Source organism: Pseudoalteromonas sp. SWN29 (genome assembly GCF_015864465.1).
In the GTDB taxonomy this organism is placed as follows: Bacteria; Pseudomonadota; Gammaproteobacteria; order Enterobacterales; family Alteromonadaceae; genus Pseudoalteromonas.
In genome coordinates this window covers 1-26,752 of sequence record NZ_JADYXE010000057.1, presented here as the reverse complement: position 1 = coordinate 26,752, position 26,752 = coordinate 1, and the positions used below count along the sequence as shown (strand labels likewise).

Genomic DNA, 26,752 nt, shown 5'->3' with positions numbered 1-26,752 from the left:
ATTGAATTGACTGTGCCGAATAATTACCGAAATAACTATTCTGTTGGTCACTCAGTTTTCAATTGAGACTCTAATTTGTTTGCCTCGCTACCTAAGTAGGTTGGCTGTTAGAACTCAATCTGTACGAGTGCCCACACAGATGATTGCTTTATATTGTTAAAGAACGTTTTGAGTCGCTTTAGCGTCTCAAGGGATGCGAATAATACACCCTTTATTTTTCGAGTCAACACTTTGTTTTAAACTTTCTTTTTAGAAGATTCAAAACCGAAGTTTTATTTAACTCTCTGAGGTAGTTCGTGCCTCGCTATGCTTCGGCGTTTCCCGTCTCAGTGGGGTCGCATTATAGGGAGATCCGAAAACAGATCAACCCTTTTTTTAGATCTTTTTACTGTTCGAACAAAAAGAGAACAAAACAACGTAAAACCATATGAAAACACACCTAAGGTGATGCTTTTTTGTGCTCTTATTTATTATTTAATACAAATATCATTGCTATGTTTGATTTAGACGTTAAGATAGCAAGTTCACAATGTTAAATTAATGTTTATTTCCTGTTTATTGGTAGATCTAAAATGAAATTACCCGATCAAAAATCTTTTATCTTCTCTGTTATTCTTGCTGTAGTTGGTTTTGTTGTTGTTGAGTTTGCTTTAGGCGGCTTAGCTTTAAACCCTGCGTTACTATTTGGTGCTGGTTTATTAATAGGTGCGATTGCTATTGCTGCAATGTCATCTGATGTGACTGAAGAAGCTGAAGTTAAAACAAAAACGCTTTATGTTGGTAACCTTCCTTATCGTGCAAACGAAGGTGTGGTTCGTGCATTATTTGAAGAACAAGGCAAAGTATTCAATGTTCGTTTATTAAAGGATAAGAATACTGGCAAGCGTCGTGGCTTTGGTTTTGTTGAAATGGCGCAAGCTGATGCAGACAATGCAATTGCTAACTTAAACGATAGCGAGTTCCAACAACGTACTTTAAAGGTACGTGAAGCAAAACAAAAACAAGAAGATGATTCTAATGCTCTACGTACTGAGACGGATCAGTCAGTGTAACTAGCTTTACCGCTAGCTTATTGCTAAACACATCAGCCGTTGCATAATATTGCAGCGGCTTTTTTATGTCTGTTAGTTTATTCACACATAAGTTAAGTTCGTTAAGTAAGTAACTAACCCTATTTGCTATCGCTATACCTGAATCAAGTAATTTTACATTCCCTTCAAAATACTGACTCATCGGCCCTGCTAGAATTGGAAAGTGCGTACACCCCAGTACAAGTACATCTATAGTTTTATCTATATGCAGGCCATCTAGTACTTGGCGCAACTTGTTTGTATTTAATGAGTCTGTAAAAAAGTATTGCTCAGCTAAGGCTACTAACTCCACACTGCTATATAGATTAACAACTACATTACGCGCATGTTCAGCAATTAACGTTTTAGTGTATGAACTGGCGATCGTTGCTGGTGTGGCTAATAAGCCAATATGATTTGAACGTGTTAACTCTGCGGCAGGCTTTATTGCTGGCACAACTCCTACAATTGGAATATCTGTCACTTGGCGAACCGCACTAAGTGCAGATGTAGAAGCGGTATTACACGCTATTACAATTAGATCAACGTTAAGAGCGTTAGTTCTGATGAAATGAATAAGTGAGCATAATCGGTTAATGATTGTTTGCTGGGATTGAGCACCATAAGGTAGTAAAGCATTATCCATAAAATAGCTGTACTGAGCATTGGGGATACTTTGCATTATATGCTCAAGTACAGTAGTCCCACCAATACCTGAATCAAAGACCATTATATGCGCTGACAAACTACCGTTCCCACTTTACTTTAAGAACGGCAGTTTGCCATGAGGTATTTATAAAAGAAAGTAGTTTAACTTTGCGTGGTTTCTAAATCAGCAAGATCGTCGGCTGCCGAATTTAACTGATTAAGGTTTTCGAACATAGACTTTGTGTAATCAACAAGCTTATCTATTTGTTCCTGATCTTGATTTAACCATTGTAGAATGCCACCTAGTTGGTTCTGTAATCCAAGTTCGCCTGCTTTTTCAAAAGCATTTTTGAGATCGTCATTAAAAGGAGCTAAACCCTCTGCTACTTGCTTTTCGGGTGCTGGTTTATATTCTTCATAGCTTTTAACTGTAGCTATTGTTTTTGTTTGGCGTAAATCCATAGAAAAAGCCACCAGCTGATCGCTGTCTAAACTCAGCTCTTGCGCTTGTTCAAATGCTTTATCTAGATCACCACCAAAAAATGTTTTACTTAAATCTTGTAAATCTTCCATCATCGCATTAATAGCTTCTTGCTCTTGCTCATTTAAGTCACCATTTACCGACATCGAAAATGATACCTGTCGAGATTGCGATGATGAGCTTGCGAACGACTCGCTATTACTGTTTTGCTGATAGCCGCTTGCCGACTGAGATTCAAATGCATCTGCAAAGCTAATACTTACCTCGTCACCTTCTGCGGTGGTAAATTTATACTCTGCATTACTCGTCATACTGACATATTGAGCCTGGCTTATATTTACGCTGGCAGGTTGTGGGTTAAATAACGACTCTTCAAACTTATCGAGCCCATTGTAAATTCCCTCTTTGGACTTATTAATCCCCTCTTCCATGTCATCATTAAATACGCCTGTACCTTTGAGTTCATCAACTGCGTCGTCAATCCCTATTTGGACTCCTTTGCGCGCATCGCCTAGCATATCTTTGAGCTTTTCGTCATCAGCGCCGTTAGCTTTTGCTTTGTTAACAGCACTACTTACAAAATCGAGTACGTTTTTTACTATTTCATCAAAATCAAAGAGTGGTTTATCTGCTTTTTTTTCTGCGATAGGCAATCCAAGTTGCTCAGCCATTTTATCGCCAAGCACCTTTGCGGCCAACTCTCGGCCTCGTTGTTGATAGCTATCTTGAGGAGACGTAATTGTAGGTTGCTGTATATCAGCTTTATTATTAAATTTATTGATATTGTTGTTTGGCGTAAAGCCATAATTACCTATTTTCATGATTCGTCTCCTAAGCGTGCGTAGTTTATTATCGGCTATAACAATAAGAACTAAAGTACAATGTTCAATAAAACAGCATAAATGCTAGCCAAAACTAGACAAATACGCAGCGCTCCCTACAATAGCGCCGATAAACAGATCTTAGAGAAGGTAGTAGCGTTAATGGCAGTTATTAAAATAGATACCACACAGTACCAAACGCAGTTAAGTGAAAAAGAGCAGCGTATTAGTGCGCAGTTTCAACGTTTTGGTGTGGAGCAACTAGAAGTATTTAGCTCAGAGCCAACTAACTACCGCCAACGTGCTGAATTTAGAGTATGGCACGACGGTGACGATCTGTTTCACATTATGTTTGATCAACAAACAAAAGAAAAAATCCGTGTTGATACATTTGACCCTGCAGCGCCTCTAGTAGGTGAAATAATGCAGGTGATGATTGAAAGCCTCAAGCCTTGCGAGATATTACGTCGTAAGTTATTTCAAATTGATTACTTATCAACGCTAAGCGGTGAAATTTTAGTAAGCTTGCTTTATCACAAACCACTTGATGAAGAGTGGCTAAGTGAAATTAAAGCACTTAAGGAAAAGCTAAGCAGTAAATACAAAATTGACTTTATAGGCCGTGCTCGCAAACAAAAAGAAGTGCTGGGTGAAGACTTTGTAACTGAGTATTTAACTGTTAATGGCCAAGAGCTTATTTACCAACAAGTAGAAAATAGCTTTACTCAGCCTAATGCAAAAGTAAATATTAATATGCTGGAGTGGGCGCAAGACTTATGTAAGCCACTAAAAAATGATTTATTAGAACTGTATTGCGGTAACGGTAACTTTTCAATTGCGTTAGCGGGTTCTTTTAATAAAGTATTAGCGACGGAAATATCAAAATCATCTGTTCACTCAGCTCAATACAACATTGCTAAAAATAACGTAGAGAACTTAGATATTATTCGTATGTCGAGCGAAGAGTTTACCCAAGCAATGAATGGCGAGCGTACTTTTTCTCGTTTAGACGGGATTGACCTTAAAAGCTATGACTGCCAAACCATATTGGTTGATCCACCGCGCGCCGGCATGGATGAATTAACGTGTGACCTTGTGGCTAACTACGAAAGCATAATTTATATATCGTGTAATCCAGAAACCCTTGAGCGTGACCTTGATCACTTAACACGTACGCACAACGTTAAGCGCTTTGCTATATTTGATCAGTTCCCTTATACGCATCACATTGAGTCGGGTGTTTTCTTACAGCGTAAATAATAAATATGCTCAGTAAACGTTACCCATAAAAAAAGCTCCTTATAGGAGCTTTTTTAGTTTTAGCTAAACTTACTTATTAGCTAAGTAATTAATCAGTTTGCTAATATCTTCTGGTTCAGTAATACCCGACTCACGACCTAGGTTTAATTTATACTTACCATTTACAATAAAGGTAGGTACGCCACGTAGTGCGCCTTTTTCTTTAAAGTAGTCCTGATCACGTTTCATTTTAGAGCTTAGCGTACGTACCGAGAAGCTTTTGAAAAGTTTATCAAACTTATCGCCATCAACGCCCTGTGCTACAAATATGTCTTTTACATCTGCAAGCTCATTAAATTTAGCGCGTTTGGTATGAATGTGGTTAAAGATTGCAGAAATAATCTGATCTTTTTGTGGAAGCACTTCTGCAGTAGCAAGTGCCTGGCTCATCATCTGTTGATTTTCTGGGTCGCGTACACCTACGAAATCAACATGGCTCTTTTTAAATTTAACGTTTTTATCAAGCTTAGGCTTAAACTCACCAATTACTGCTTCCATGTTGTTACATGCAGGGCAGTAAAATGAGAAAAACTCTTTAATTTCAGGCTTTTTAGTTGCGCGCTCAGAAACCACATCGTAATGCACGCCTTCTTCATACGTTGCTGCAAAGCTTGTTGCCGCCATAGGAAGTAGTACTGCAAGCAAACCTGCTTTAACTAATTTAATCATTATTATGCTCCGAAATTTATAGTGCTAATAAAAATGCAACTAACTCATCAAGTTCTTTTTGATTTTTGATGGTGTTGAGGTTTATTTTATATTTGTCGTTAACAATAAAAGTAGGAACGCCCGTTAAGGCACCTAATTTTGAATATTTGTTTTGATTATCTTGTAATGCTTGCTCAGCAGCAATTACTGGCATGCTTGCCATGTCTTGATCGAACGTTGCGCTATCAATACCATTTACTTCAAGTAGTTTTTTAACGTCTTTCATTTCAGTTAAAGGTGCACGTTGAACATGAATACTTTTAAAAATTTGATCGCTAATGCTCTGTGCCTGACCATGCTGTTTAGCAATTAAATAAGCAAAGCTTAAATTACTTTGAGCTTGCGGCGACACACCACCTAAAAAGTTAACGTGGTTTTTAATAAACTTGGCGCCTTCTGGCAGACCTTGTTCAATTGCTTTTGCTACTGGTTCAAACTTAAAACAATGTGGGCAATAATATGAGAAAAATTCAGTTACTTGCGGTGATGCACTTTTATCCACATCAATAACGGTGTATTGATTATCAACTTCAAACTGCGCAGCAAATGCTGCAAATGGTAAACATAAAAGTAATAAACTCAGTTTTAATTTTTTAAGCATTGGTATCTCGTTGTACTTGTCTTTAAATAAAATATTACGGCAATAATTTTAACGGTGCTTCTTGCAGTGCTGCAAGTTGCTCCTTCAGTGCTAAAATTTGTTGCTCCCAGTATTTGTCATCAGCAAACCATGTAAAGTTCCGCACAAAGGCAGGATCGCTCCATCGTTTAGCTACCCATCCCATGTAATGGATAATACGCATTGCTCGCAGCGGTTCAATTAATTTGAGTTGAGAGTGATCAAAATCACAAAACTCTTCATACGCATTCACAAGGGTGTCTAACTGTAACAGTTGCGTCGCTCTATCGCCACTGAGCATCATCCATAAATCTTGTATTGCAGGCCCTTGGCGGCTGTCATCTAAATCAACAAACATTAGTGCATCGCCTGCCCACAAAATATTACCAACGTGGCAGTCACCATGTAAGCGAATACTTTGCACATCTTTATACTGTTTTTGCGCCTGCTCTATCACTAAATCTAAAATAGTATAAAAAGCAGTATTTATTCCCATCGGCACTAAGTTACTTTTTTGTAGATGAACTTTGGCTGTATGCAAATACTCATCGCAGGTAACTGTTGGTCTGTAAGTAAAAGGTTTTGTTTTAGCTACTTGGTGCATACGGCCAATTAAACGCCCCATTACATCAAGCTGATCTAAATTATCTACCTCAAATAAACGCCCGCCTACACTTGGAAACAACACAAACAAATACCCTTCGTGTTCAAACAAGCTTTGCCCATTATATAAAATAGGGGCTACAACAGGCACTTCTGCTTCTGCTAGTTCAAATGCAAAATCATGTTCTTCTTGAATTTGCTCCCTACTCCAACGCTCTGGTCGATAAAACTTCACTACGTAACGCAGACCATCATCGGCTTTAAATTGGTACACTCTGTTTTCATAGCTATTGAGCGCCAATAAACCTGACTCGGCGTACACACCTACGCTTTCTATTGCATCGAGTATTAGGTCGGGTGTTAAATCAATAAAACTAAATTTACTCATACTCTTCTTATATAAAATAAAAGCGGGTTATATACCCGCTTTTGTTAATTGCTATACCAGCCTACCATAAAGGCAGATTGTTATTACCGCGCTTTAAAAAAGTTACTTGGCTGCGATATTGTTTCATCTGGCTCACTAACCGGCGAAAGCACAAAGTTAAACTCTGTCATTGGCGCTTTTAAATCATAAGGGTCCATTACAAGTGACAATGGTACATTATGAGATTCGCCTGCTTGCACAGTAAATGATTGCTTCCCTATGTACTTAAAGTTATCTAAACCTTGCACTTTAATATTAAAGGTTTGCTCGTACTGCGCTTTATTAATTACCTTTAACGTATACGTGTTCTCTACCAAACCATCAAAATCGACACGATATAATTGGTTTCGGTCACGAATAATATCAAAGTCCATTGTTTTACGCAGTGCTATATTAGCGACAAGCGCTCCGGTAAGCACAACAAGTATGACCGTGTAACCGATGATTTTAGCTCGCAGTGGATTCGTTTTATTTTCTGGCGTTTCGAGATTTCGCTCAGTCGTATATGAAATAAGTCCACGCGGGTATTCCATTTTGTCCATTACGCCATCACATGCATCAATACATGCACCACAGTTAATACACTCAGCTTGTAGCCCGTTTCTAATATCAATACCGGTTGGGCATACTTGAACACACAAATTACAGTCTATACAATCGCCCAGCTCTAAATCTTTATGGTCTACTTTACGTGAGCGCGGACCACGGCTTTCACCACGGCTTTCATCGTACGTTACTGTGTATGTGTCTTTATCAAACATAGCTGATTGAAAACGTGAGTAAGGACAAATGTGTAAACACATAATTTCTCGCATCCAACCTGCGTTGCCATAGGTACATGCTGCAAAGAATATAATGCTTACTAGTGCATAACCACCTACATTAAAAGTGACAAAATCAGGAAGTAATTCTCTTATAGGCGTAAAGTAACCCACAAAAGAAATAGCCGTATACAACGAAAACAATACCCAACTAGTATGCTTTGCTGTTTTTCGCCAAAGCTTATCAAAGTTCATAGGGCGTTGATCGAGCTTTTTACGCTGATTAGCCGTGCCTTCAAACTTTTCTTCGAACCAAATAAAAATAAAGGTCCATACAGTTTGCGGACAGGTATAGCCACACCACACCCGTCCATAGAAGGTGGTCACTAAAAACAGCGCAAATGCTGCCAGCATGAAGATAAACGCTAATATGGTGAAATCTTGAGGCCATAGCGTTAAACCAAAAATATTGTATTTTTGACCAATTAGATCAAACAGCACAGCTTGCTGGCCGTTAAAATTAATCCAAGGTAGTAACATAAACGCAAGTAGGCCTAAAAAGCCAATGCGCTGCCTAAGTAATTGATGCAGGCCTTTTACAGCACGCACATAAATACGATTTCGGGGATTGAACCTATCATCTTGACGGCTTAAATCCGGTTTTTGGATTTTCACCTCTACAGGGATATTCTTTACTTTAATTTGCTTGTCCATCGAAGTTCCTCAACGCCGCTTGGAAATAAAAACCCAGCAATACTCAAGTACTCTATAGTTAAAGTTAGCAAGTTACTTGCTAGGCATATTTACTTTAATAAATTGCCATCTCGAATACTTTCAGATATTTCAGAAATATCTGACTGCTGTTAACCATTATAACAATGTTGGTTAAAATTACTGGCATAGATTGCTAATAATTTATTCATCCCAGTTACTTGCTTTTAAAGTGCAGTTTATTACACTGCATGGTAATTCAACCCTACTTAGATCAAGGTTTACGTATCCATGAAAAAATTTATTATTTTGGTAGTTGTGATCCTTGCCTTTTTTACTATCGACCATCCTCTTATAAAAGAACCTCGAGAAAAGTTATTAGGTGAAGGCATTGGCTTTTTAAGTGATGCGAGTAAGGTTAATAGAAGCCCTGCTGCCAATATGGCTAAAAATAGAATAAGCTCGCAGTTAAAGCTTTCTGAATCTGAGGGTGAGTACGTAGAAAAAACGTTTACAACTGATGACTCTGTTCAGTTATTTCACTTACGCTATTGTCGTGAACGTGACTTAAACCTTTACTTTTATGACGAACGTTTAAATACGGTGTGTAAAATAGTGACTGACGCACTAGAGCAAAAGCGAGCTAAGTAATGGATTTTTCGAATTTAAATAAAAAAGCAAGCGACTCATTTCATAAACAGCGCAACATGCTTAAACAATTAGCACAAGGCAAAACGTTAAAGTGTGAGAAATGTAATGGAGTTTTAACACTTGATTTAGCCACCAGCGAGCCTGGTAAAGGTATGGTAAAGTGCAAGCAAGGCTGTACTGATATTGTATTAGAACTAAGCGCTTAGATTATCTAAGCGCTTAAGCTAAAACTATTCGTCCCAGCTGTCATCAGTTATTAAACCACTGTTAATGGCAACAACTTCTATGAGCTCCGCAAAGCCTAGTGCAAAGTCACCCATTGATTCATATTGATACTGACATAAGGCTTCTTTAGTCATACTATTTTGCTGAGCAATCTGAGTAATTGCTTGCTGATCAAGAGCAAAAAAGCTCAGTGTACTTAATGCACTCTCTAATGCTTCTTTAAATTCAGCATCTAACTCAGGTGCATTTAAAAGTGGCTCTGCATATGCTTTAGTAGCCACTAAAAAGCCTTCGCTCCATGGTTTACAAAACTCAAGAGTAAACTCAACGGGTAATTTGTATCCTGTTTCAAATACTTGCTCACTAATTTTATGGTATAGCGCCATAAACAAAAAAAGCATTTCTTCATCTAAATCATTGGCTGTGCTTGGTAATATCTGCTCAAGCCACTCGTGCACATCTAATGGGGTGGGCGAACAAATAACACCAAATAAATAGCCTTGGCTTTGCTCAAGGGTCATTGCTTTAGATTGGGTATTTAAAAATGTGCTGAGCTGCTTTGCTTGCAGCTCAGTAAATTGGGGTATTTGCATTAAAACTCTTTATATTCAAACATTAAAAGTTGAGCGGATAACGACCTTGGCTATCTGGTCGGCCTAAAAATTTAACCGCATCATGTACATCTTTAGGTAAGCTCGCATCTGGTTTTACATACCCTGCCACACTAAAGTCGAAATTAGCTTTAAGTGTAGCATCTGCTTCAAGGCCAAGCGTATTATCTGGGTCAATTAATATTGCCACGTCGCCCGACTTACAGCTTAACTTGCCAGCCAGAGGACCAATATTAAACCACCCATTTAAGCCTTGTGCGTCAATATTAGGGCTCGCTATTTCACCTTTTAATGAATCACAATAAGGTGCGCCTGAGCTGTATTCATTAAGCTCTAAAATTACGCGCCCCTTTGCGGTTACAGGTAGGGGTAGTTGTACGCGTTGCATTGCACGATCTACTGTTGAACGTACTAAGGCGTCAGTTACTTTAACTTTTTTATTAAAAAGCCCATAGCTTACATCTGCGTATCCCGAAATATCAGTGCGCTCTCGTGCATTACCAAACTTTATATTCGCATTTAACTTGCCTGTAAATAACTGCCAGCCAGCAATATCCCAGCGCACATTATTTAACTGCTCGCCATCAAAGCGAACTTGCATCATTTGACCTTGCCAAACAGTACCTACAGTTTGGCCAACTTTTAGCTGCTTTGGTAAGTATGGCTTTGCTACATCAAGCGCAATAGTTGCTGGTAATTTAATAATACAAAACACAATAAAACTAATTAAAAAGACAGCCGATAACGTTATTATTTTTTTCATTAATTAATTCTCTAATACTAAACGGCTTACACGCACATAGCCTGATTTATCATCGCGGCTTAAATCTAAGTTTTCGATTTTTAAACCATGCTGATTTACTAGCTCATCTAGCCACTCTATTAATTGATTGAACTCTACAGAGTCGAGCGTTAAACGAAGTGACCCCGTACTAGGCTGCATTTTACTAATATTTATTTGATAGCGACCACGTGTAGAATTAACAACTTGGCTTAAGTTTGTATTACTCGCCACACTCGTGTTGCCTGCGGCTTTTAGTTTTACAATACTTTCGTCAACCCAAGCTAATAGCTCTTGTTGTTTTATTTGAGATTGCTGTGCTTTTTCTATCGCATTATTTAATGGTCTAAATATTCCCATTACTAAAATAAAAATAATAAACACACCACCAGCAACCATTACTAACTGCTGTTCTTGCTCTTTAAGCGAACGCCATTGTTGCATTAACTGCTTTTTCATACTGCACCTCGCAGTTTAATTTCGCCAACGACATAATCACCGTCATTATTTAAAGAACCTTGCTCAACCGTTAAACCTTGTTTTTCAAGTATGATTTTTACTTTACCAAAGGTTTGGAAGTCTTTAGCGCGTGCACGAATACGTAACTCATTGCGACGCTTGTCATAACGAAGTGTTTCAGGTGTAAATTCGCTCACTTGCGAAAATACATCAACCAAGTTAGTTGTTAAGTCTAAAAAGCCTGACTCACTTGAGCCTCGCACTTTATCTAATGCGCCTCTAATTTGGCTTTTAATTAAATGAGGACGAACTTTAGTTCCCGGAAATGCTTTTTGATATCTGTCGACTACTTGAGCTTTAGCTACTTCTACTTGTGTATTAAGTTGATGCAACTCAATCGCTTTTATTGTAATAGTAGCGGCCAATGCAACACTTGCTATAATTGCGGCGCCTTTCCAGTAACCCCACCATAAAGCGCTTTGTTTTTTAAGCTGATACATACCTTGGCGTAAGTTGAACTTAACGCTATCTAGCTGCTTTGCAAATAATGCTAAAGGAAGGTCGTACTCACTCGTTTGGGCTTGTAAGTTAACGCTTTCAGGAAACTGATTAGCTGGGCTAAAATGTTTAATATCAGGATTACCCATGGCTGTTAAATAGCCATTTAACCAACTAGATTCAACCGCACTAATATGCCATTCTCCTTGCTTAAATAACCATTGGTTATTGAGCTCAATTGCAGTTACTGCGCCCTCCTCTGCTATTGGTAACAACAAAGCATCGGGTAATATTCTGTATACTGATAAATTATGCTCAGTAAATAATGCGAGCCATTGTTCAAACCATTCACGGTCAGTCATCGCTACACGTATTGCATGTTGCTCTCCAAGCATTGTCGGCTGCGCTACAGCTATAAACAGTTCATCTACGTCACATGCTATATCTTCTTCGAGCATATACGGCAGTGCTTGCTCGAGCTTACGATTCCATTTTGTTGGCAAAGCAACCGTTTTTAATTGCACTTGATCACTTGGTAATAACACGACCACTTCTCGGGTAAGTGCTTTTTCGCTTAACTCACTTAAATGCTCTGCATTTGGTAACTCGCCACTGGCTATTATTTCTTGTTCTTGTGGTGAGTAAATTAACCAATTAAGCAATTCTTGCTCGGTTTGACCCGTGCGGATCAACAGTATTTCTGTCACTGTACGCCTCCAAATTTTCGCGCCAGTATCGTTACGTCGCCGTCTTTAGCGTGCAGTAATGTGGTCATCGAAAAACGCAGGTCGACAAAATTTGCCTGCGTTTGTAATTTAAAATATTCGCTTTTAATACTAAATAAACTTTTTACTGCGTCAGTATTAGTGCCGCCTTGCTGCTTAACCTGTTCAAAAAATTCATCAATGGTGTCAAAGCCAGTTTGCGGCCTGGCACCTATCACCGCTTCTGCACCAGATAAGCTCAAACTTTCTATTAAGGCACTGAGTATAAGTGCTTGCTCTGGTACTAATGTATTTACATTTATAGATAAAAGCGTACTGCCGGGTATTACACATACATATGGCAGTACTTTTTCCATCACTAATGGATTAAAGCCCTTAACTAAACGTAGCTCCGATGTTGATGCAAATAAACTATTGGCTGTCATGTACGGAAAATCTCGTGATAAATACTCGTCTTCCTCTGCACCTGAGCGATACGTTATGCTGTCCTCGTCAAGCCAATCGAATACGCTATCTGCCATTGTCTCTTCTGATTCATCAGCAGGTAAGTCATCAATATTTTCAAGTAATGCAAATAGTGCTTTGTGCGCAGGGTTTGTTTTACTCGCGCTGTTTGTATCTGGTGCTATGGCTAAAGCATTTAAATTTAAACATGCTTGTAAGTCAGTAATTTTGCCACTCAATGTACCGTTATCAACAGGATATGAAGCATCACCTTGGGTTGCCCATATTTGGTCGAGCGTTGTCTTATCGGCATCATCTTTTTTACTTTGTATAAGCCCTTTAATAGCAAGTTCTTCTGCACCATAGGCATACCACTTAGCTTGTTGATGACCTTGTAAATTAGTACTTTTTTGCACTTGCACCATTAAATTAGCGCTCATCTCTACCGCCAAAATAGCAGCCAACGCCACAATAAATAAAACAATAACAAGTGCTGCGCCGCGCGATGATTGTTGCTTAACCATTATTCACGCTCGTATCTTGTGTTGTGCTTGGTGGAGCAACAACCTTGCCCTGCCCTGGTACTAAAAATACTCGACGAATCGGTTCTGCTTTTATTTGTTGTAACGTAACAGCAACTGCTTTAGGAAGCGCTTTAATCTCCCATTGCTCTTGCCATTCGTTTTTATCATCTAAAAACTCAAACTTAAGTTCTTCAATATTCTCCAGTACGCGCTGTACGCGTGGTTCCATATTATCAAGCTGATCAACATATACTCTGTAAATACGCTCAAGGTTATCGTCTATCACTCTATAACCAACAGCTTGTAGCTCAGAGCGTGGTAATAAGTTTATTGGATTTATCCAACCATCTCGTACAAACGCGATACCATCGTATTGGCTTTCTAAAACGTAACGACCCGCGAGTAAGTATTGTTCTTGAACATCGCCAGACTCATTACGAACAGCTCGTTTGGTCATTTGGCTAAAATCTTGATCCATTAACCTAAAGGTAGTTTGCAACCCATTTAACTCAGCAATTTTTTCATCGGAGGCATCTTTAGTTCTTGTTGTCGTCTCGAGTATTTGATGAGTAGCAATAATAACAAAAGCTAAAATACCCAGAGCAACCATAACTTCAAGTAATGTAAACCCGCGCTGCTTCACTTACTTTTTGCCTTTATTTAAATACGTTGATAATTCATATGCCGAATGCTCATACTTTTCATCCGTAAAAACATTGATTGTTAGCTTAACAAAGCTCTTATCAGCGGTAGCGGTTACTTCTTGTTGCCAAAACCATTCAACGCCGCCCATTACTTCACTGCCTTTAAGGTTATTTTTACCTTGCCACTGTTCACCTTTAGTACGTTGTTCAATAATAACGTTTTCGGCGACCCACGATGCATAGGTTTGCTCCTCAATAGTGGTTAAGTGATGTATATGCTCGCTTGTTGCTTGCATTGCCGCTATACCCGCCATGGCGCAAATACTTAATGCGACAAGCACTTCTAATAAGGTAAACCCTTTAGTGCGCTTCATTATTCTGGCTCTCGGCGAAAGTTAATGGGGGCTGTAAATTCACCTTCAATGAAATACACAGGCTCGCTTTGATCTTTTAACTCTAATATAAGTTGAAACGCGCTTACCTCACCTGATGACAAAATAAGTACTTGTGGGATTTTCAGCTTTTTAAGCTCAAGTAAACTGTCTTCATCGCCACCACTCATAAGCTCACGCCAGTTAGATTGCTCTAAGAGGTTATCTTGTGCCCACGCTAAATCTTCTAAATTAAGAGTGAGCTTTAACCTTTCATCTAACTCGATTGGTTTAAAAAGATCTTCACGGTCAAAGGTAATCCACTTTTCACCATCGAAAACTAAATACTCTAGCGTGTTGTCCTCTACTAATAACCCCAATTCAACTTGGTTTAAAATGGCAAATTCTGATGCCATATTAATGGTGGTATGCAGCCTGAGTGCTTGAGTATCTAATTCTTCCTCAGCACCGCCTTCTAAGCTGTATACCACCATTTTGGTGGCAAAAGCGATGATCACTAATACCACTAAAATTTCTATTAAACTAAAGCCGCTGCTTTTTGCATGGCGCTGCTTAAGGCTTGCTTTCATAGCAAGCCTCTAGCATTAACATGTTCATACAAAGCAGTGTACTTAAGCATTATTGTTTTTCTTCGTCCCAGTTACCGATATCGTCATCAGTACCTACTTCACCATCTGGGCCCATAGAAAAAATATCAAACTTGCCAATTTCACCTGGGCTAATTAACTGATAAGTATTACCCCAAGGATCCTCTGGTAGTTCATTAATAAAACCACCGTCAGGGAAACGCTTTGGAACCGGTTCAATACTTGTTTGAGTAACTAGCGCTTCAAGACCTTGCTCTGTGCTTGGGTAACTCTTATTTTTAAGCTTGTATAAGCTCATTGCATCTTCTAATTGCTGGATATCTAGATGTGCTTTATCAATAGCAGCCTCTTCTTGCTGACCCATAATGTTAGGTGCCACAATTGACATAATCATCCCGATGATAACCAGTACCACCATCACTTCTAGTAAAGAAAAACCTGATTGTTTATTCACGTAATTACCTCATTATTCTAAAAACACTAAGTAAAAATGGTTTAGGTAAAACCATTAATATATTTAAAAATTATTTTAACTTAAAGTCCAACAGCTTTATTCATCGCCATTATTGGCTGTAATATTGCCATTACTATAAATAATACAATAACCGCCATTGAGGCGATCATCGCAGGCTCTAGTAGTTTAAGCGATACATTAACCATGCTCTCAAATTCGCGATCTTGGTTATTTGCAGCACGCTCTAGCATTTGCTCTAGTTCACCTGATTTTTCACCACTTGCTATCATATGCAGCATCATTGGTGGAAACAACTTAGTTTGCTGAAGCGCAGCTCTTAAGCTTGCACCCTCACTCACTCTGTCGGATGCATCTGCAACCGCTTTTTTAATTTTTTCGTTAATTAATACGCCGCCCGAGATACGCATTCCTTCAAGTAATGGTACCGAGCTTGATGATAAAATACTTAAAGTACGCGCAAAACGTGCGGTATTGATACCACGAGCTACTTTACCTATGCCCGGCATATGCAGCACTCGGTCATCCCACCAAAAACGTATTTTTGGCTGTTTAAGTGCATGCTTAATACCAATAGCGATGGCTGTGATGGCTATTAAACTAATAAACCAGTAATTTTGCACAAAATGGCTACCTGCCATTACCCATTCGGTTGTCCAAGGAAGTACTTGTTTAGTTTTTTCAAATGTTTTTAATATTTTGGGTACTACAGTACCCAGTAATACCGACACAATACCAATTGCAAACACCACTAAAATAATAGGATAAACCATTGCTTGCGTTATTTGGCTACGCATATGTTGGCGCTGCTCGGTATAGTCGGCCAAGCGATTAAGTACTTGGTCAAGGTGGCCCGACTTTTCGCCTGCGGCTACCATTGCACGATATAAGTCGTCAAAAACATGAGGAAACTCACTAAGACCATCGGCAAGAGTGTAACCCTCAACCACTTTTGAGCGTACCGACATAAGCATTCGTTTTAAACGTGGCTTTTCGCATTGTTCAGCAACTGCCATAACAGCGCCTTCAACAGGGAGTGCCGATTGAATAAGTGTCGCTAATTGCCTTGTAATTAGTGCTAAATCTGAGGTTGAAATTGTTGGCTTAAAAAAGCTACCCAGTAAAGGTGCTTTTTCGCCTTTAACGTGTTTATCACTTTGCGCCGCAGGGACAACTTCAAGCGGCGTAAGTTTTTGATCACGTAAAGTTTGGCGAATTTGTTTAGCTGTATCGGCCTCTAAAATGCCCTTTTTTTCTTTACCTCGGCCATCTAGGGCACGGTATTCAAATGCCGCCATAATTAACCTTCCTCACGGGTAACACGCAATACTTCTTCAAGTGTTGTTTTACCTGCAAGTACGCGGCTACACCCATCTTGGCGAATACTTGGGCTGCGCTTACGAATGTATTTCTCTACGCTTTGCTCACCTTTACCGTTGTGAATCATTTCGCGTATTGTTTCATCAACTATAAGTAACTCGTGAATACCCGTACGACCACGATAACCATTAAAGTTACACTCTTCACACCCTACTGCTCGGTAGATTGTAGGTTGGCTTTCAAAAGGAGTGCCTAACAGCTGGCATTCATGCTCATCTGCTGTGTGACCTTCTTTACAGGTATTACACAATGTACGTACTAAACGCTGCGATAACACACCGAGTAACGACGATGAAAGCAAGAAGGGTTCAACACCCATATCTTCCATACGTGTAATTGCACCCGATGCGGTATTAGTATGCAGAGTAGACATAACAAGGTGGCCGGTAAGTGACGCTTGAACACCAATTTGCGCAGTTTCAAGGTCGCGTATTTCACCCACCATTACTACATCAGGATCTTGACGTAATATTGCACGTAAACCGCGTGCAAATGTCATATCAACTTTTGCATTAACTTGTGTTTGGCCTATACCTGGAATTTCGTACTCTATCGGATCTTCAACAGTAAGAATATTGCGATCGCGTGAGTTAATTTGACTCATACCAGCATATAGAGTGGTACTTTTACCAGAGCCCGTTGGCCCTGTTACTAAAATAATTCCGTGAGGTTTACTAATTAAATCTGAAAACAATGCACGGTTATCTGCAGTCATACCTAAGTCTTCAAGGTTTAAACGCGCGTTATTTTTATCAAGTAAACGCAGTACCACACGTTCACCAAAGCTCGATGGCATTGTAGATACACGCACATCAACTGCTCGCCCGGCAATACGTAAACTAATACGACCATCTTGTGGGATACGTTTTTCGGCTATATCAAGCTTAGCCATTACTTTAATACGAGATACAAGTAACGATGCGAGTTTACGATTGGGCTTAAGTACTTCTTTAAGTACACCATCTACCCTAAAGCGAATAACAAGCTCTTGCTCGAAGGTTTCGATATGAATATCAGACGCACCTTCTTTAATCGCTTCGCTAAGCATGGCATTAATAAGCTTGATGATTGGTGCGTCATCGTCGCCCGCCAGTAAATCTTCAGTCTGTGGGAGTTCATCAGCAAGAGAGAATAAATCAACCTCGTTACCAATGTCTTCCATCATCTGTTGTGTTTCAGAACTATCTCGCTGGTATGACGCTTCAAGCAATAGCTCAAATTTATCATCAGCTAACTGCTCAAGTGTAAAACCATGGCCAGCGATACGGCGTACTTCTAATAGCACTTCTGCATTTAGCTCACCACGGTAGTAAACTATGCGGTTATCTTTGTTTTTACCAAGTAACACACCAGCGCGTCTTGCATACGAAAACGGCAAACGCTTTGCTGGTAACTCAACTAACACATCACTCGTTAATAGCTCATCCTGATTATGCGTTTGAGGATGAACCACATCTTGGTTTATCTCTTGAATCGCATTAGTCATCTTTACGCTCTTGTGCATTTTGTTTACGTAGAGACTCTTCATACGTAGGAGGAAGTACTAATTCGTCATTCCACTCAGGTAAAATAGGCGTATCAGTCATTGGCATTAATTCAATACCATCTTCTTTTTGCTTAAACTGCTCACCACGAATAAAGTTATATTTATTAAAGCTTAACTTATTCATGCTTACACCATCACGAATAATGGTTGGGCGAATAAACACAATAAGGTTACGCTTACGGCGCGTTGTATTTGTTGATCTAAACAAGTGACCTAAAATAGGGATATCGCCTAATAACGGCACCTTAGAAACACTTTCTTGTACGTCTTCATCTATTAAGCCGCCAAGTACAACCATACCGCCATCATCGGCCATTACCGTTGTTTTAATTGAACGTTTATTTACTGAAATATCAACAGCAGTGGCACCACTTACACTTGATACTTCTTGCTCAATTGTAAGCTGTACTGCAGAGCCATCATTTATCTGTGGTGTAACAACTAGTTTAATACCGACTTCTTGACGCTCAACCGTTTGGAATGGGTTAGCGTTATTACTACCCGTTTGTGAGCCTGTAATTATAGGTACTTCTTGACCCACTAAAATAGATGCTTCTTCGTTATCCATTGTAGTAATAGACGGTGTAGCCAAAATATTTGAATTTGTGTCGGTAGCAACTGCTTGAATAATTGCACCCCAGTCATTTTTAACAACGCCCAGCGCTAAACCATTAATACCGCTTAGTAAGGAAGCTAATGGACCATAGTCACCTTCTGTTGTTTCCGTAAATGGCGTCACTGTACCTGACTCAGTTCCTATTATATTTTTAGTTACGGTTGTATCTTGTGCTTGCTCAGCGGCAACAGCTAATGAACCTACAGGAACAGTAGTACCATTATTAAACTGCAACATACCGCCTTGTTCAGAAATCCACTGCAGGCCTAAATTAACACCATCGCCTTCCATAACTTCAATAATAATGGCTTCAACTAATACTTGCGCTCGGCGAATATCAAGACGTTCAATTACCGACTCTAGTGATCGCATTGTGTCTGGCTGTGCGGTGATAATTAATGAGTTTGAGTCTGGGTGAGACTCTATACTGCTTTCATTATTGCTTCTGCTACGAGTTTTAGTAGTACCGCCTTGTGCATCTTCAACAAGTGACTTACTAACACCCTGCAATACTTTGACCAAATCTTCAGCTTTAGCATAATTTAGGTAAAACACCTTAGTATTACCTTGGCTTTCTAACTCACCATCTAAGCGCTTAATTAGTTCAATAGCACGTGTACGGGCTTGGCCTTCACCGCTTACAATAACGCTATTAGTTCGGCCATCAGCCACAACTTTTGGAATTAAGAATTCAGGTACACTGCCTTTACCGCTGTCTTTATAAATATTATCTACCACAGAGACAACATCATCTGCCGTCGCATATTTAAGCTTAACGATGTCTACACGCTTGTCACCCGCCTGATCAACAGAGCGAATAATCTCAACTAAGCGATTAACCGATGCAGCATGACCTGTTAGCATCATTACGTTAGCCGCATTAAAGTTAGCAACGTGGCCACCATCTTTTTGATCGCTAAATTGACGAACTAGAGGACCAAGCTCCTGCACACTTACATTTTTAACACGTACAACACGTGTAATCATCATATCGCCGCTAGCTTCATTACCTTCGTCAATAAGTGGTACATTTGATTTCTTAGCGTCTGAACTTTTCTCTACTTTAAGAATGCCATTATCCATTTCAACAGCTGAGTAGCCATAAACTTCTAATACATTTAAGAAGAACTGATAATAAAGCGCTTCGTCCATTAACTCATAACTGCGAACATTTACTTTGCCGCGCACGTTAGGGTCAATAATCACCGTTTTATTAAGGTTTTTACCAACAATATTAATAAACTCGTTGATATCAGTTCCTTTAAAGTTAGCAGCATATTCAACAGCAGAAACAGACAAAGAAATACTTGCCGCCAAAAAAAGTGCTGCGTACTTAGCTAACCCTTTTTTAATTTTTTTGAGGTGTAGCACCTGAACCATCGTATTAAAACTCCAAAGCTAAATTATTGCAGACTAAATTGCACATCAATTTGTTCACCATCACGTTCTATAGTGATATTGGCATCTGTACTATTACGCAGCTCATTAATAGCTGACATAGCCTGTTTTAAATCTGTTAATTGATAGCCATTTATAGAAATAGCTAAATCGTTATTTTTTAATCCCATTTGCTTAAACAGTTCAGGCTCTTTACCTGGACTTAAGCGATACCCAATTAGCTCACCGTCATTCATGGCTTGTGAAACACGTATGTAGTCAAATAATTTACCCGGTTCTTCGAGCAGCTCTTCACGTGTTTCTATAATTGCTTCTTTAACATCCGGATCAGCAGTGGCATCTATTTGTAGTTCACTTGGTTCTAACTTTTGCGGACCCATTTCAGCCTCATCACGTGCAGCGAGTACAGGCATAGATACTTTTTTACTAAAATCGAGCCCATCAAGCATTAATGTTTCAAAGCCCCCATTAACACCCAAAATAACACGGTCAGGCAGTATCTGTGCTACTTTAGCTCGCGTGCCCGATACTACTTCTTCAACTAGATAGCTTACTTGCTTACCTTGTGATTCAATAATTGCTATACCTGCTTTATCATCGTTATTAACCGCTACAATACCGGTTAAGTTTATACTTAAGCGCGTTTCTGGCGCATTATTTATAACCTGCGATTGCTTTGCAGTATTATTGTTGTTTGTTACAGTTTTTTTACCAAATAAGAATTGCTCAACAATATGCTGTGCTGAGTTATTACTCGCACCAGATGACTGATTAGCATAATGAGTAGGAGTAAGTAGAGATACGGATGGTTTCGGCCACAAAAGCCAAACAAGTTTTGACAATAAAAATGCAAGATAAACAACAACTAACAGTGTTACTAACGCACTTAACTTAGCATGCGGTAACCGCGTTAAAAATTGTTTTAGTTGTTGGATTTGCTGTTCCATAAATAGTGTTCTTATTTTAATTTACTGCGTTAGCGCGTACCCATAGTACCCTTTCATTTTTCTTTCAACAAGCACACTAATATTAAACTTTGTAAACAGATTAAATTAACTTTACATCTGTGTATAAAAAACAAACGGCTGTTGTAATACCTTCATCCTACGATGATTTCATGATAAATTTTAAGCTATAAAACGTGGGGAACACCTTATGAGTAAAAAAAGTAATGCTAATACTAACTCAGACCATGCGGATGAGTTAAAAGTTCGATTAGATAAATGGTTATGGGCTGCGCGATTTTATAAAACCCGCGCCGTTGCACGTGAAATGGTGCAAGGCGGCAAAGTACATTATAATGGTCAACGTTCGAAAGCGAGTAAAATAGTAGAAGTTGGCGCAAAGGTAAAACTTGCCCAAGGTGTAGATGAAAAGCTGATAACTATACTTTCAGTGCTTGAAAAACGCCAAAGCGCCCCCATTGCACAGACCATGTATCAAGAATCTGATGCGAGTATTGCTAAACGCGAAGAGAACAGCATCGCACGCAAAAATAACAGCTTCTTTGCTCCTCATCCGGATAAAAAACCGGATAAAAAGCAAAGACGCGAACTTTTAAAAATGAAATCAAGTTAGGTATAGCCGCTCATGCAACAAGATTTACTTCACCGTTATTTATTCAACGAACTAGATGTTCGTGGCGAACTCGTGCAAATCGAGAGTGCTTATAATGAAATGATTGCCGACCATAATTATCCAGAGCCTGTTAAAGCATTGCTAGGTGAGTTACTCGTTGCGACCTGCTTACTAACCGCCACATTAAAATTTGAAGGTGAAATTGCTGTACAGCTTCAAGGCGATGGCCCTGTTAAGTATGCAGTTATAAATGGCGATGACAAACAAAACATGCGCGGGATCGCTCGTCTACAAAGTGAAATTACGGGCACAACCGTTAAAGAGCTCATTGGTCAAGGCTATATGGTGATTACTATTACGCCAAATAAAGGTGAGCGTTATCAGGGTATAGTGCCACTAGAGCACGATACCCTTAGTGAATGTATTGAAAGTTACTTTGAGCAGTCAGAGCAATTAAAAACACGCCTTTGGTTTGCAACCGATACAACTGAAGGTAGTGCAAAGGCATGTGGCTTATTTTTACAAGTGCTTCCAGTTGATAAACAAAAATCAATTGAAGACTTTGCACATCTAGAAGCATTAAGTAATACAATTAAAGATGAAGAACTATTACATCTTGATGCTAATACTGTGCTTACACGCTTATATCACGAAGATAACCCTCGTGTATTTGAACCCCAAGCGATTAAATTCAAATGTGGTTGTAGCCGTGATAAAACAATTACGGCTCTTGTTAACATCGGACAACAAGAACTCCTTAACGATGTAGCTGAAAAAGGCTCGGTTAATATTAACTGCCACTATTGTTTAAAAGAATATGTTTTTAACGAGCAAGACATAAAAAGCATTTTCAACTAAATATTCAGCTTCACTTATATATAGTAATTAAAGCCGCAAAATATGCGGTTTTATATTATAAAAAGATGATACCGGTGTCATCTTTTCTGCTAATTTCATGACACCGGTATCATTGAAATTATTCATGTTTTTTCTTAAATATATGTGTTTTTAGGGCCTTTGCGGGCTCGAATATCTTAAAACCTTCTGTTACTATAATTTCAGTTTAAGGGCACTGATAACCCCAGAGCTATCCGTTCAAACTCTCACACATAGTTAGGTATAAACATGACTACAGGCGCTACACGTTTTGTCGATTTAACCGCAGCTGAACTTGTCGAGCATGCGATCCGCCGTGGCGAAGGTACTTTAGCCGCAAATGGTGCTTTTGTTGCAATTACAGGAAAACGAACTGGCCGTTCACCAAAAGATCGTTTTATTGTTCAAGAAGCTACTACTCAAGATGATATTCAATGGGGCAATGTTAATCGCCCGTTTGATGCAGACAAATTTGACGCTTTATGGGCTCGCGTAGAAGCACATGTTCAAAGTAATGACCACTTCACCTCTCACCTAGAAGTTGGCGCAGACCCTGAACATTACCTACCTGTAGTAGTAACTACAGAAACAGCGTGGCATCATATTTTTGCCAAAAACATGTTTATTGAACCACAAGACTATAACGCCTCAAACTTACCACAATGGCAAGTAATGAACGTTCCTTCGTTTGTATGTGAGCCAGAGCGTGATGGCACTAACAGTGATGGCTCCGTTATTATTAACTTTGCAGCGCGCAAAGTATTATTAGCAGGTATGCGTTACGCCGGTGAAATGAAAAAGTCGATGTTTTCTGTACAAAACTTCCTACTTCCAGCAAAAGGTGTATTACCAATGCACTGTTCTGCTAACGTTGGTGAAGCAGGCGATACAGCATTATTCTTTGGTTTATCTGGTACAGGTAAAACAACGCTTTCAGCAGATCCAACTCGCTTTCTAATTGGCGATGATGAACACGGTTGGGCACCTGGCAGCGTATTTAATATTGAAGGCGGTTGCTATGCTAAATGTATCGACCTTTCACAAAAGAATGAACCTGTAATTTGGAACGCAATTCGCTTTGGTACTATTTTAGAAAATGTAGTGTTAGATGAAAAAGGCGTTCCAGATTTTAACGATACGAGCTTAACTCAAAATAGCCGTGCAGCATATCCACTTGAGCATGTTGAAAAACGTAAAGTAGAAAACCGCGCAGGCGAGCCTAAAGCTGTTGTATTTTTAACCTGTGATGTAAGCGGTGTATTACCACCGGTTTCTATACTTAGCGAAGAAGCCGCTGCTTTTCATTTTTTAAGTGGTTACACAGCTAAAGTTGGTTCTACTGAGATTGGTTCAACTAGCGATATTGAATCAACATTTTCGACATGTTTTGGCGCGCCATTCTTCCCACGCCCTGCTGGTGTTTACGCTGAGCTTCTTATGAAGCGTGTACGCGAGTTTGGCGCTAAGGTGTACCTTGTGAATACAGGTTGGACTGGCGGCGCTTACGGCACAGGTAAACGTTTTGATATCCCAACTACTCGTGCAGTAATTGATGCAATCGTATCTGGTAAATTAGCGGGTGTTGAAACTCAGCACATTGATGTTTTAAACCTAGATGTACCGGTAGCAGTTCCAGGTGTAGATACTAATTTACTTAATCCTATTAATACGTGGGAAGATAAAGCTAAGTACAATGAATATGCAGCAAAGCTTGCCGCTGACTTCACTGAGAACTTTGCTAAGTACAACGTATCAGACGATATAAAAAATGCAGGACCTAAAGCTTAAATAAACTTTAATATTGTATTTTAACGCCAGCCCATAGCTGGCGTTTTACTTTTTAATACCTAATTTAATAAGTGCGACAAAATGCCGCACAACTTATATAAAAAACCATATAATATACCGCGTAATTGATCACCTCCTAATGCCCAATAAATCAGCATTACTCATTACGGCTACTTAATTGATGACACCAAAGCTTTCATGGCGAAAAACCTCAAGACGGTTACATTTATACTTAGGGCTCTCGGTAGGCGTATTACTCACTATTATTAGCCTTTCTGGCTCCGTATTAGTTTATTACCCACAAATAGACTCACTGTTAAATCCAATTGATCACACTACTGCCGATACAAAATCACCTAATTGGGATAAAGCATACAGTACGTTAAGGAAAAATTTCCCTGCCAAGCTTGGGCCATGGCGATTAGAAAATACAGGTATGAATTCAATTGTACCCGCACGCTACTACAATCCTATAGAAACAAAAGAGCAAGGTTTTGCTCCCTTAATGGTTTGGCTATCTAGTAATAGCAATGAAGTAATACGCAAAGACTACTGGGGGGAATATCTAGTAACTTGGATGTACAACCTACATTTTTCATTACTAACGGGAACGACAGGCACACTTGTTGTCGGCTATATAGGTGTAGCCTCATTAGTTCTTCTTATTTCTGGATTCTTTGCTTGGCTTCCAAAGTCTGGGCAGTGGGTAAAGTCACTAAAATTTAAGTCTCGTAGCTCTAAAATAGGTTTGCTATACGACTGGCATAAACTAATTGGATTAAGCTTCTGCGCGCCATTATTAGTTCTCACTGTTACAGGTGTTATACTTGCCATACCAAAACAAACTGACCCTATATTAACTACCCTAGTTGGCGATATAAACTCCCCCTTAATAAAGCAAATACAACCCAGTAAACAATCCAGCATCCCCTTATCGCAAGCAATACTTATAGCTCAAAAAACATTGCCCGAAGCACGTTTAGCTTGGATTGAAACACCATCAAACTTAAATACTATTTATAGATTTAGATATCAAACTAGAAACGATCCTTCGTATCGCTTCCCGCATAGCTATATCGAAGTTAATGCATCTACAGGGGAACTAGAGAGCCTGTTTAACATAGATAAGCAAAGCACGGCTAGTAAAGTCAAAAACTGGATACACCCACTGCATGACGGCAGTATTGGCGGAAACATGATAAAAGTTATATGGGTGCTAAGTGGTTTTGGGTCTGCAGCATTGTTTTTTATCGGTGTATATCGATGGTTAGTTAGAACGAGGAGAATATAAAATAAACTTTATACTAATCCGCTTTGTTAAGTGATCTATTTTAGGGCAGGTAAACTTTGTCGATAGTAAGGTAAAAATTCGTTGTTCTTTTCAATTGCTTCTAAGTCGCTCAACCTTCTGTATCTATGCTATCGCAAATCAGAAATTTTTAATGCTATTAGCGTCAGGTTTAATCCATCCAGTTAATTAAGTATTATACGAATTAGTATAATTATTATGTAAGTATATTCACTTATACCAATCTGCTTATGTATGGGGTCTATTTAACGTTAAGGAAATTACACTAGAACTAGGCAAAAATTTTTGTATCTAGTTGTTCTAAATAAAAAATTTTTAACGACGTTATAGTGCAATTTAATTCGGTAAATTGATCAAAGATTTATGCAGGTTGGTATTAGTACACACTAAAAAGGCAGTTAATTACAGATGTAATACGGTAAGTCACATTAATGATCTTAGCACCAAATAGTACGTCATTATTAATTGCTTACTGATGTCTGTAGATGAGGCTATATAACTAGTGGGAACGTCTAATAAGACTACTGAATAGTTAGAGCAAGGGTTTCTTCAATGTGAGGCAGGTACATTTGTGGTAACACCTAAAGGACTAAATAGTCACAGTGCAAATGCTACACTTTTATGCGCGGAGATATTTTATGATTTTAGAGTCGGGAGTCGCTACGCTCGCCCGACCTACGTGCTAGGTGTTGAATGAGTGTGCATTAATTACGCACATTTTACTTTTTTGCAGACGTAAAAAAGCCCGAATCGTTAGATTCGGGCTCTCTACAATTTGAAGTCGGTGCGCTACGCAGTAGGGTGTCATAGTGCCCACAGCGGTGGAGAGTCATAGTGAAAATGCTGCGCACTCATTGCTGAGCGGAGGTTTTTCATGATTTTTGCGTCGGGAGTCGCTACGCTCGCCCGACCTATATGATGGGTGTTGGATGAGTGTACATTAATTGTGCTATTTTTACTTTTCTGCAGACGTAAAAAAGCCCGAATCGTTAAATTCGGGCTTTCTACAATTTGAAGCCTGGTAATGTCCTACTTTCACATAGCAAATGCTACACTATCATCGGCGCTGTTTCGTTTCACTACTGAGTTCGGCATGGAAT

The 26,752-nt window shown here is 39.2% G+C and carries 27 protein-coding genes; 8 read left to right on the top strand and 19 right to left on the bottom strand.

Annotated elements, in window-relative coordinates:
• Positions 1-572 precede the first annotated feature (572 nt).
• Complete coding sequence (locus I6F53_RS17650) at positions 573-1,052, top strand: RNA recognition motif domain-containing protein (RefSeq protein WP_007582860.1); 480 nt, start codon at positions 573-575, stop codon at positions 1,050-1,052.
• On the opposite strand, the gene murI is transcribed toward I6F53_RS17650, so the two are convergent.
• Positions 1,015-1,815 carry a glutamate racemase gene (gene murI, locus I6F53_RS17645; protein WP_197240540.1) on the bottom strand — a complete coding sequence of 267 codons (801 nt, stop codon included), beginning with the start codon at positions 1,813-1,815 and terminating at the stop codon, positions 1,015-1,017. The genes I6F53_RS17650 and murI overlap by 38 nt on opposite strands.
• A 65-nt stretch (positions 1,816-1,880) precedes the next feature.
• Entirely contained in the window at positions 1,881-3,020 is a 1,140-nt protein-coding gene (locus tag I6F53_RS17640) for a DUF5610 domain-containing protein (protein ID WP_197240538.1), read from the bottom strand.
• A 162-nt stretch (positions 3,021-3,182) separates the two neighbouring features.
• Here I6F53_RS17640 and trmA point away from each other — a divergent pair, with 162 nt between their 5' ends.
• A complete protein-coding gene (gene trmA / locus I6F53_RS17635) occupies positions 3,183-4,280 on the top strand; it encodes a tRNA (uridine(54)-C5)-methyltransferase TrmA (protein WP_197240537.1) in 1,098 nt (365 codons plus the stop codon).
• Positions 4,281-4,349: 69 nt separating this feature from the next.
• Here trmA and I6F53_RS17630 read toward each other — a convergent pair whose 3' ends face one another.
• The 4 genes from I6F53_RS17630 to ccoG all read right to left on the bottom strand — a co-directional run bounded on the left by I6F53_RS17630 (position 4,350) and on the right by ccoG (position 8,151).
• Complete coding sequence (locus I6F53_RS17630) at positions 4,350-4,988, bottom strand: thiol:disulfide interchange protein DsbA/DsbL (protein ID WP_197240535.1); 639 nt, start codon at positions 4,986-4,988, stop codon at positions 4,350-4,352.
• Between the two features lie 16 nt (positions 4,989-5,004).
• The gene (locus I6F53_RS17625) at positions 5,005-5,628 is read right to left on the bottom strand and encodes a thiol:disulfide interchange protein DsbA/DsbL (RefSeq protein WP_166421588.1); all 624 of its coding nucleotides are present in this window, start codon (positions 5,626-5,628) and stop codon (positions 5,005-5,007) included.
• Positions 5,629-5,662: 34 nt separating this feature from the next.
• Positions 5,663-6,637, bottom strand: coding sequence for a serine/threonine protein kinase (locus I6F53_RS17620; protein WP_166421589.1), 975 nt, complete (start codon positions 6,635-6,637; stop codon positions 5,663-5,665).
• Between the two features lie 83 nt (positions 6,638-6,720).
• Complete coding sequence (gene ccoG, locus I6F53_RS17615; RefSeq protein WP_197240533.1) at positions 6,721-8,151, bottom strand: cytochrome c oxidase accessory protein CcoG; 1,431 nt, start codon at positions 8,149-8,151, stop codon at positions 6,721-6,723.
• A gap of 288 nt (positions 8,152-8,439) precedes the next feature.
• Here ccoG and I6F53_RS17610 point away from each other — a divergent pair, with 288 nt between their 5' ends.
• A complete protein-coding gene (locus I6F53_RS17610) occupies positions 8,440-8,799 on the top strand; it encodes a hypothetical protein (RefSeq protein ID WP_197240531.1) in 360 nt (119 codons plus the stop codon).
• Complete coding sequence (locus I6F53_RS17605; protein ID WP_166421592.1) at positions 8,799-9,005, top strand: hypothetical protein; 207 nt, start codon at positions 8,799-8,801, stop codon at positions 9,003-9,005. Before I6F53_RS17610 ends, I6F53_RS17605 begins: the two co-directional genes overlap by 1 nt.
• Before the next feature lie 24 nt (positions 9,006-9,029).
• Here I6F53_RS17605 and I6F53_RS17600 read toward each other — a convergent pair whose 3' ends face one another.
• From I6F53_RS17600 to gspC, 13 genes are all read right to left on the bottom strand, one after another.
• Positions 9,030-9,617 (bottom strand): UPF0149 family protein, encoded by a 588-nt coding sequence (locus I6F53_RS17600; RefSeq protein WP_166421593.1) that lies wholly within the window; start codon positions 9,615-9,617, stop codon positions 9,030-9,032.
• Positions 9,618-9,639: 22 nt separating this feature from the next.
• Positions 9,640-10,398: a type II secretion system protein N gene (locus I6F53_RS17595; protein ID WP_197240529.1), complete on the bottom strand. Its 759-nt coding sequence runs from the start codon at positions 10,396-10,398 to the stop codon at positions 9,640-9,642.
• 3 nt (positions 10,399-10,401) lie between these two features.
• The gene (gene gspM / locus I6F53_RS17590) at positions 10,402-10,875 is read right to left on the bottom strand and encodes a type II secretion system protein GspM (protein ID WP_166421595.1); all 474 of its coding nucleotides are present in this window, start codon (positions 10,873-10,875) and stop codon (positions 10,402-10,404) included.
• Complete coding sequence (gene gspL, locus I6F53_RS17585; RefSeq protein WP_166421596.1) at positions 10,872-12,080, bottom strand: type II secretion system protein GspL; 1,209 nt, start codon at positions 12,078-12,080, stop codon at positions 10,872-10,874. The genes gspM and gspL overlap by 4 nt, the downstream gene beginning before the upstream one ends.
• Positions 12,077-13,066 carry a type II secretion system minor pseudopilin GspK gene (gene gspK / locus I6F53_RS17580; RefSeq protein ID WP_166421597.1) on the bottom strand — a complete coding sequence of 330 codons (990 nt, stop codon included), beginning with the start codon at positions 13,064-13,066 and terminating at the stop codon, positions 12,077-12,079. Before gspK ends, gspL begins: the two co-directional genes overlap by 4 nt.
• Positions 13,059-13,709, bottom strand: a complete 651-nt coding sequence (gene gspJ / locus I6F53_RS17575) for a type II secretion system minor pseudopilin GspJ (RefSeq protein ID WP_197240528.1) — start codon at positions 13,707-13,709, stop codon at positions 13,059-13,061. Before gspJ ends, gspK begins: the two co-directional genes overlap by 8 nt.
• Positions 13,710-14,084 carry a type II secretion system minor pseudopilin GspI gene (gene gspI, locus I6F53_RS17570; RefSeq protein WP_002962039.1) on the bottom strand — a complete coding sequence of 125 codons (375 nt, stop codon included), beginning with the start codon at positions 14,082-14,084 and terminating at the stop codon, positions 13,710-13,712.
• Positions 14,084-14,671 carry a prepilin-type N-terminal cleavage/methylation domain-containing protein gene (locus I6F53_RS17565; RefSeq protein WP_197240527.1) on the bottom strand — a complete coding sequence of 196 codons (588 nt, stop codon included), beginning with the start codon at positions 14,669-14,671 and terminating at the stop codon, positions 14,084-14,086. The genes gspI and I6F53_RS17565 overlap by 1 nt, the downstream gene beginning before the upstream one ends.
• 49 nt (positions 14,672-14,720) lie before the next feature.
• Entirely contained in the window at positions 14,721-15,143 is a 423-nt protein-coding gene (gspG, locus tag I6F53_RS17560; protein ID WP_197181525.1) for a type II secretion system major pseudopilin GspG, read from the bottom strand.
• Positions 15,144-15,223: 80 nt separating this feature from the next.
• A complete protein-coding gene (gene gspF, locus I6F53_RS17555) occupies positions 15,224-16,459 on the bottom strand; it encodes a type II secretion system inner membrane protein GspF (protein WP_197181524.1) in 1,236 nt (411 codons plus the stop codon).
• Positions 16,460-16,461: 2 nt separating this feature from the next.
• Positions 16,462-18,027, bottom strand: a complete 1,566-nt coding sequence (gene gspE, locus I6F53_RS17550; RefSeq protein ID WP_231616631.1) for a type II secretion system ATPase GspE — start codon at positions 18,025-18,027, stop codon at positions 16,462-16,464.
• Positions 18,020-20,083: a type II secretion system secretin GspD gene (gspD, locus tag I6F53_RS17545; RefSeq protein ID WP_197240525.1), complete on the bottom strand. Its 2,064-nt coding sequence runs from the start codon at positions 20,081-20,083 to the stop codon at positions 18,020-18,022. The genes gspE and gspD overlap by 8 nt, the downstream gene beginning before the upstream one ends.
• Positions 20,084-20,106: 23 nt before the next feature.
• A complete protein-coding gene (gene gspC, locus I6F53_RS17540; protein WP_197181522.1) occupies positions 20,107-21,048 on the bottom strand; it encodes a type II secretion system protein GspC in 942 nt (313 codons plus the stop codon).
• A gap of 208 nt (positions 21,049-21,256) precedes the next feature.
• Between gspC and hslR the strand changes: the two genes are divergently transcribed.
• From hslR to I6F53_RS17520, 4 genes are all read left to right on the top strand, one after another.
• On the top strand, positions 21,257-21,679 hold the full coding sequence (gene hslR / locus I6F53_RS17535; RefSeq protein ID WP_166421603.1) for a ribosome-associated heat shock protein Hsp15: 423 nt from the start codon (positions 21,257-21,259) through the stop codon (positions 21,677-21,679).
• A 12-nt stretch (positions 21,680-21,691) separates the two neighbouring features.
• Positions 21,692-22,537 (top strand): Hsp33 family molecular chaperone HslO, encoded by an 846-nt coding sequence (gene hslO, locus I6F53_RS17530; protein ID WP_197240521.1) that lies wholly within the window; start codon positions 21,692-21,694, stop codon positions 22,535-22,537.
• Positions 22,538-22,804: 267 nt separating this feature from the next.
• Positions 22,805-24,343, top strand: a complete 1,539-nt coding sequence (locus I6F53_RS17525) for a phosphoenolpyruvate carboxykinase (protein ID WP_197240520.1) — start codon at positions 22,805-22,807, stop codon at positions 24,341-24,343.
• Positions 24,344-24,524: 181 nt separating this feature from the next.
• Positions 24,525-25,634: a PepSY-associated TM helix domain-containing protein gene (locus I6F53_RS17520; protein ID WP_197240519.1), complete on the top strand. Its 1,110-nt coding sequence runs from the start codon at positions 24,525-24,527 to the stop codon at positions 25,632-25,634.
• Positions 25,635-26,752: the final 1,118 nt, after the last annotated feature.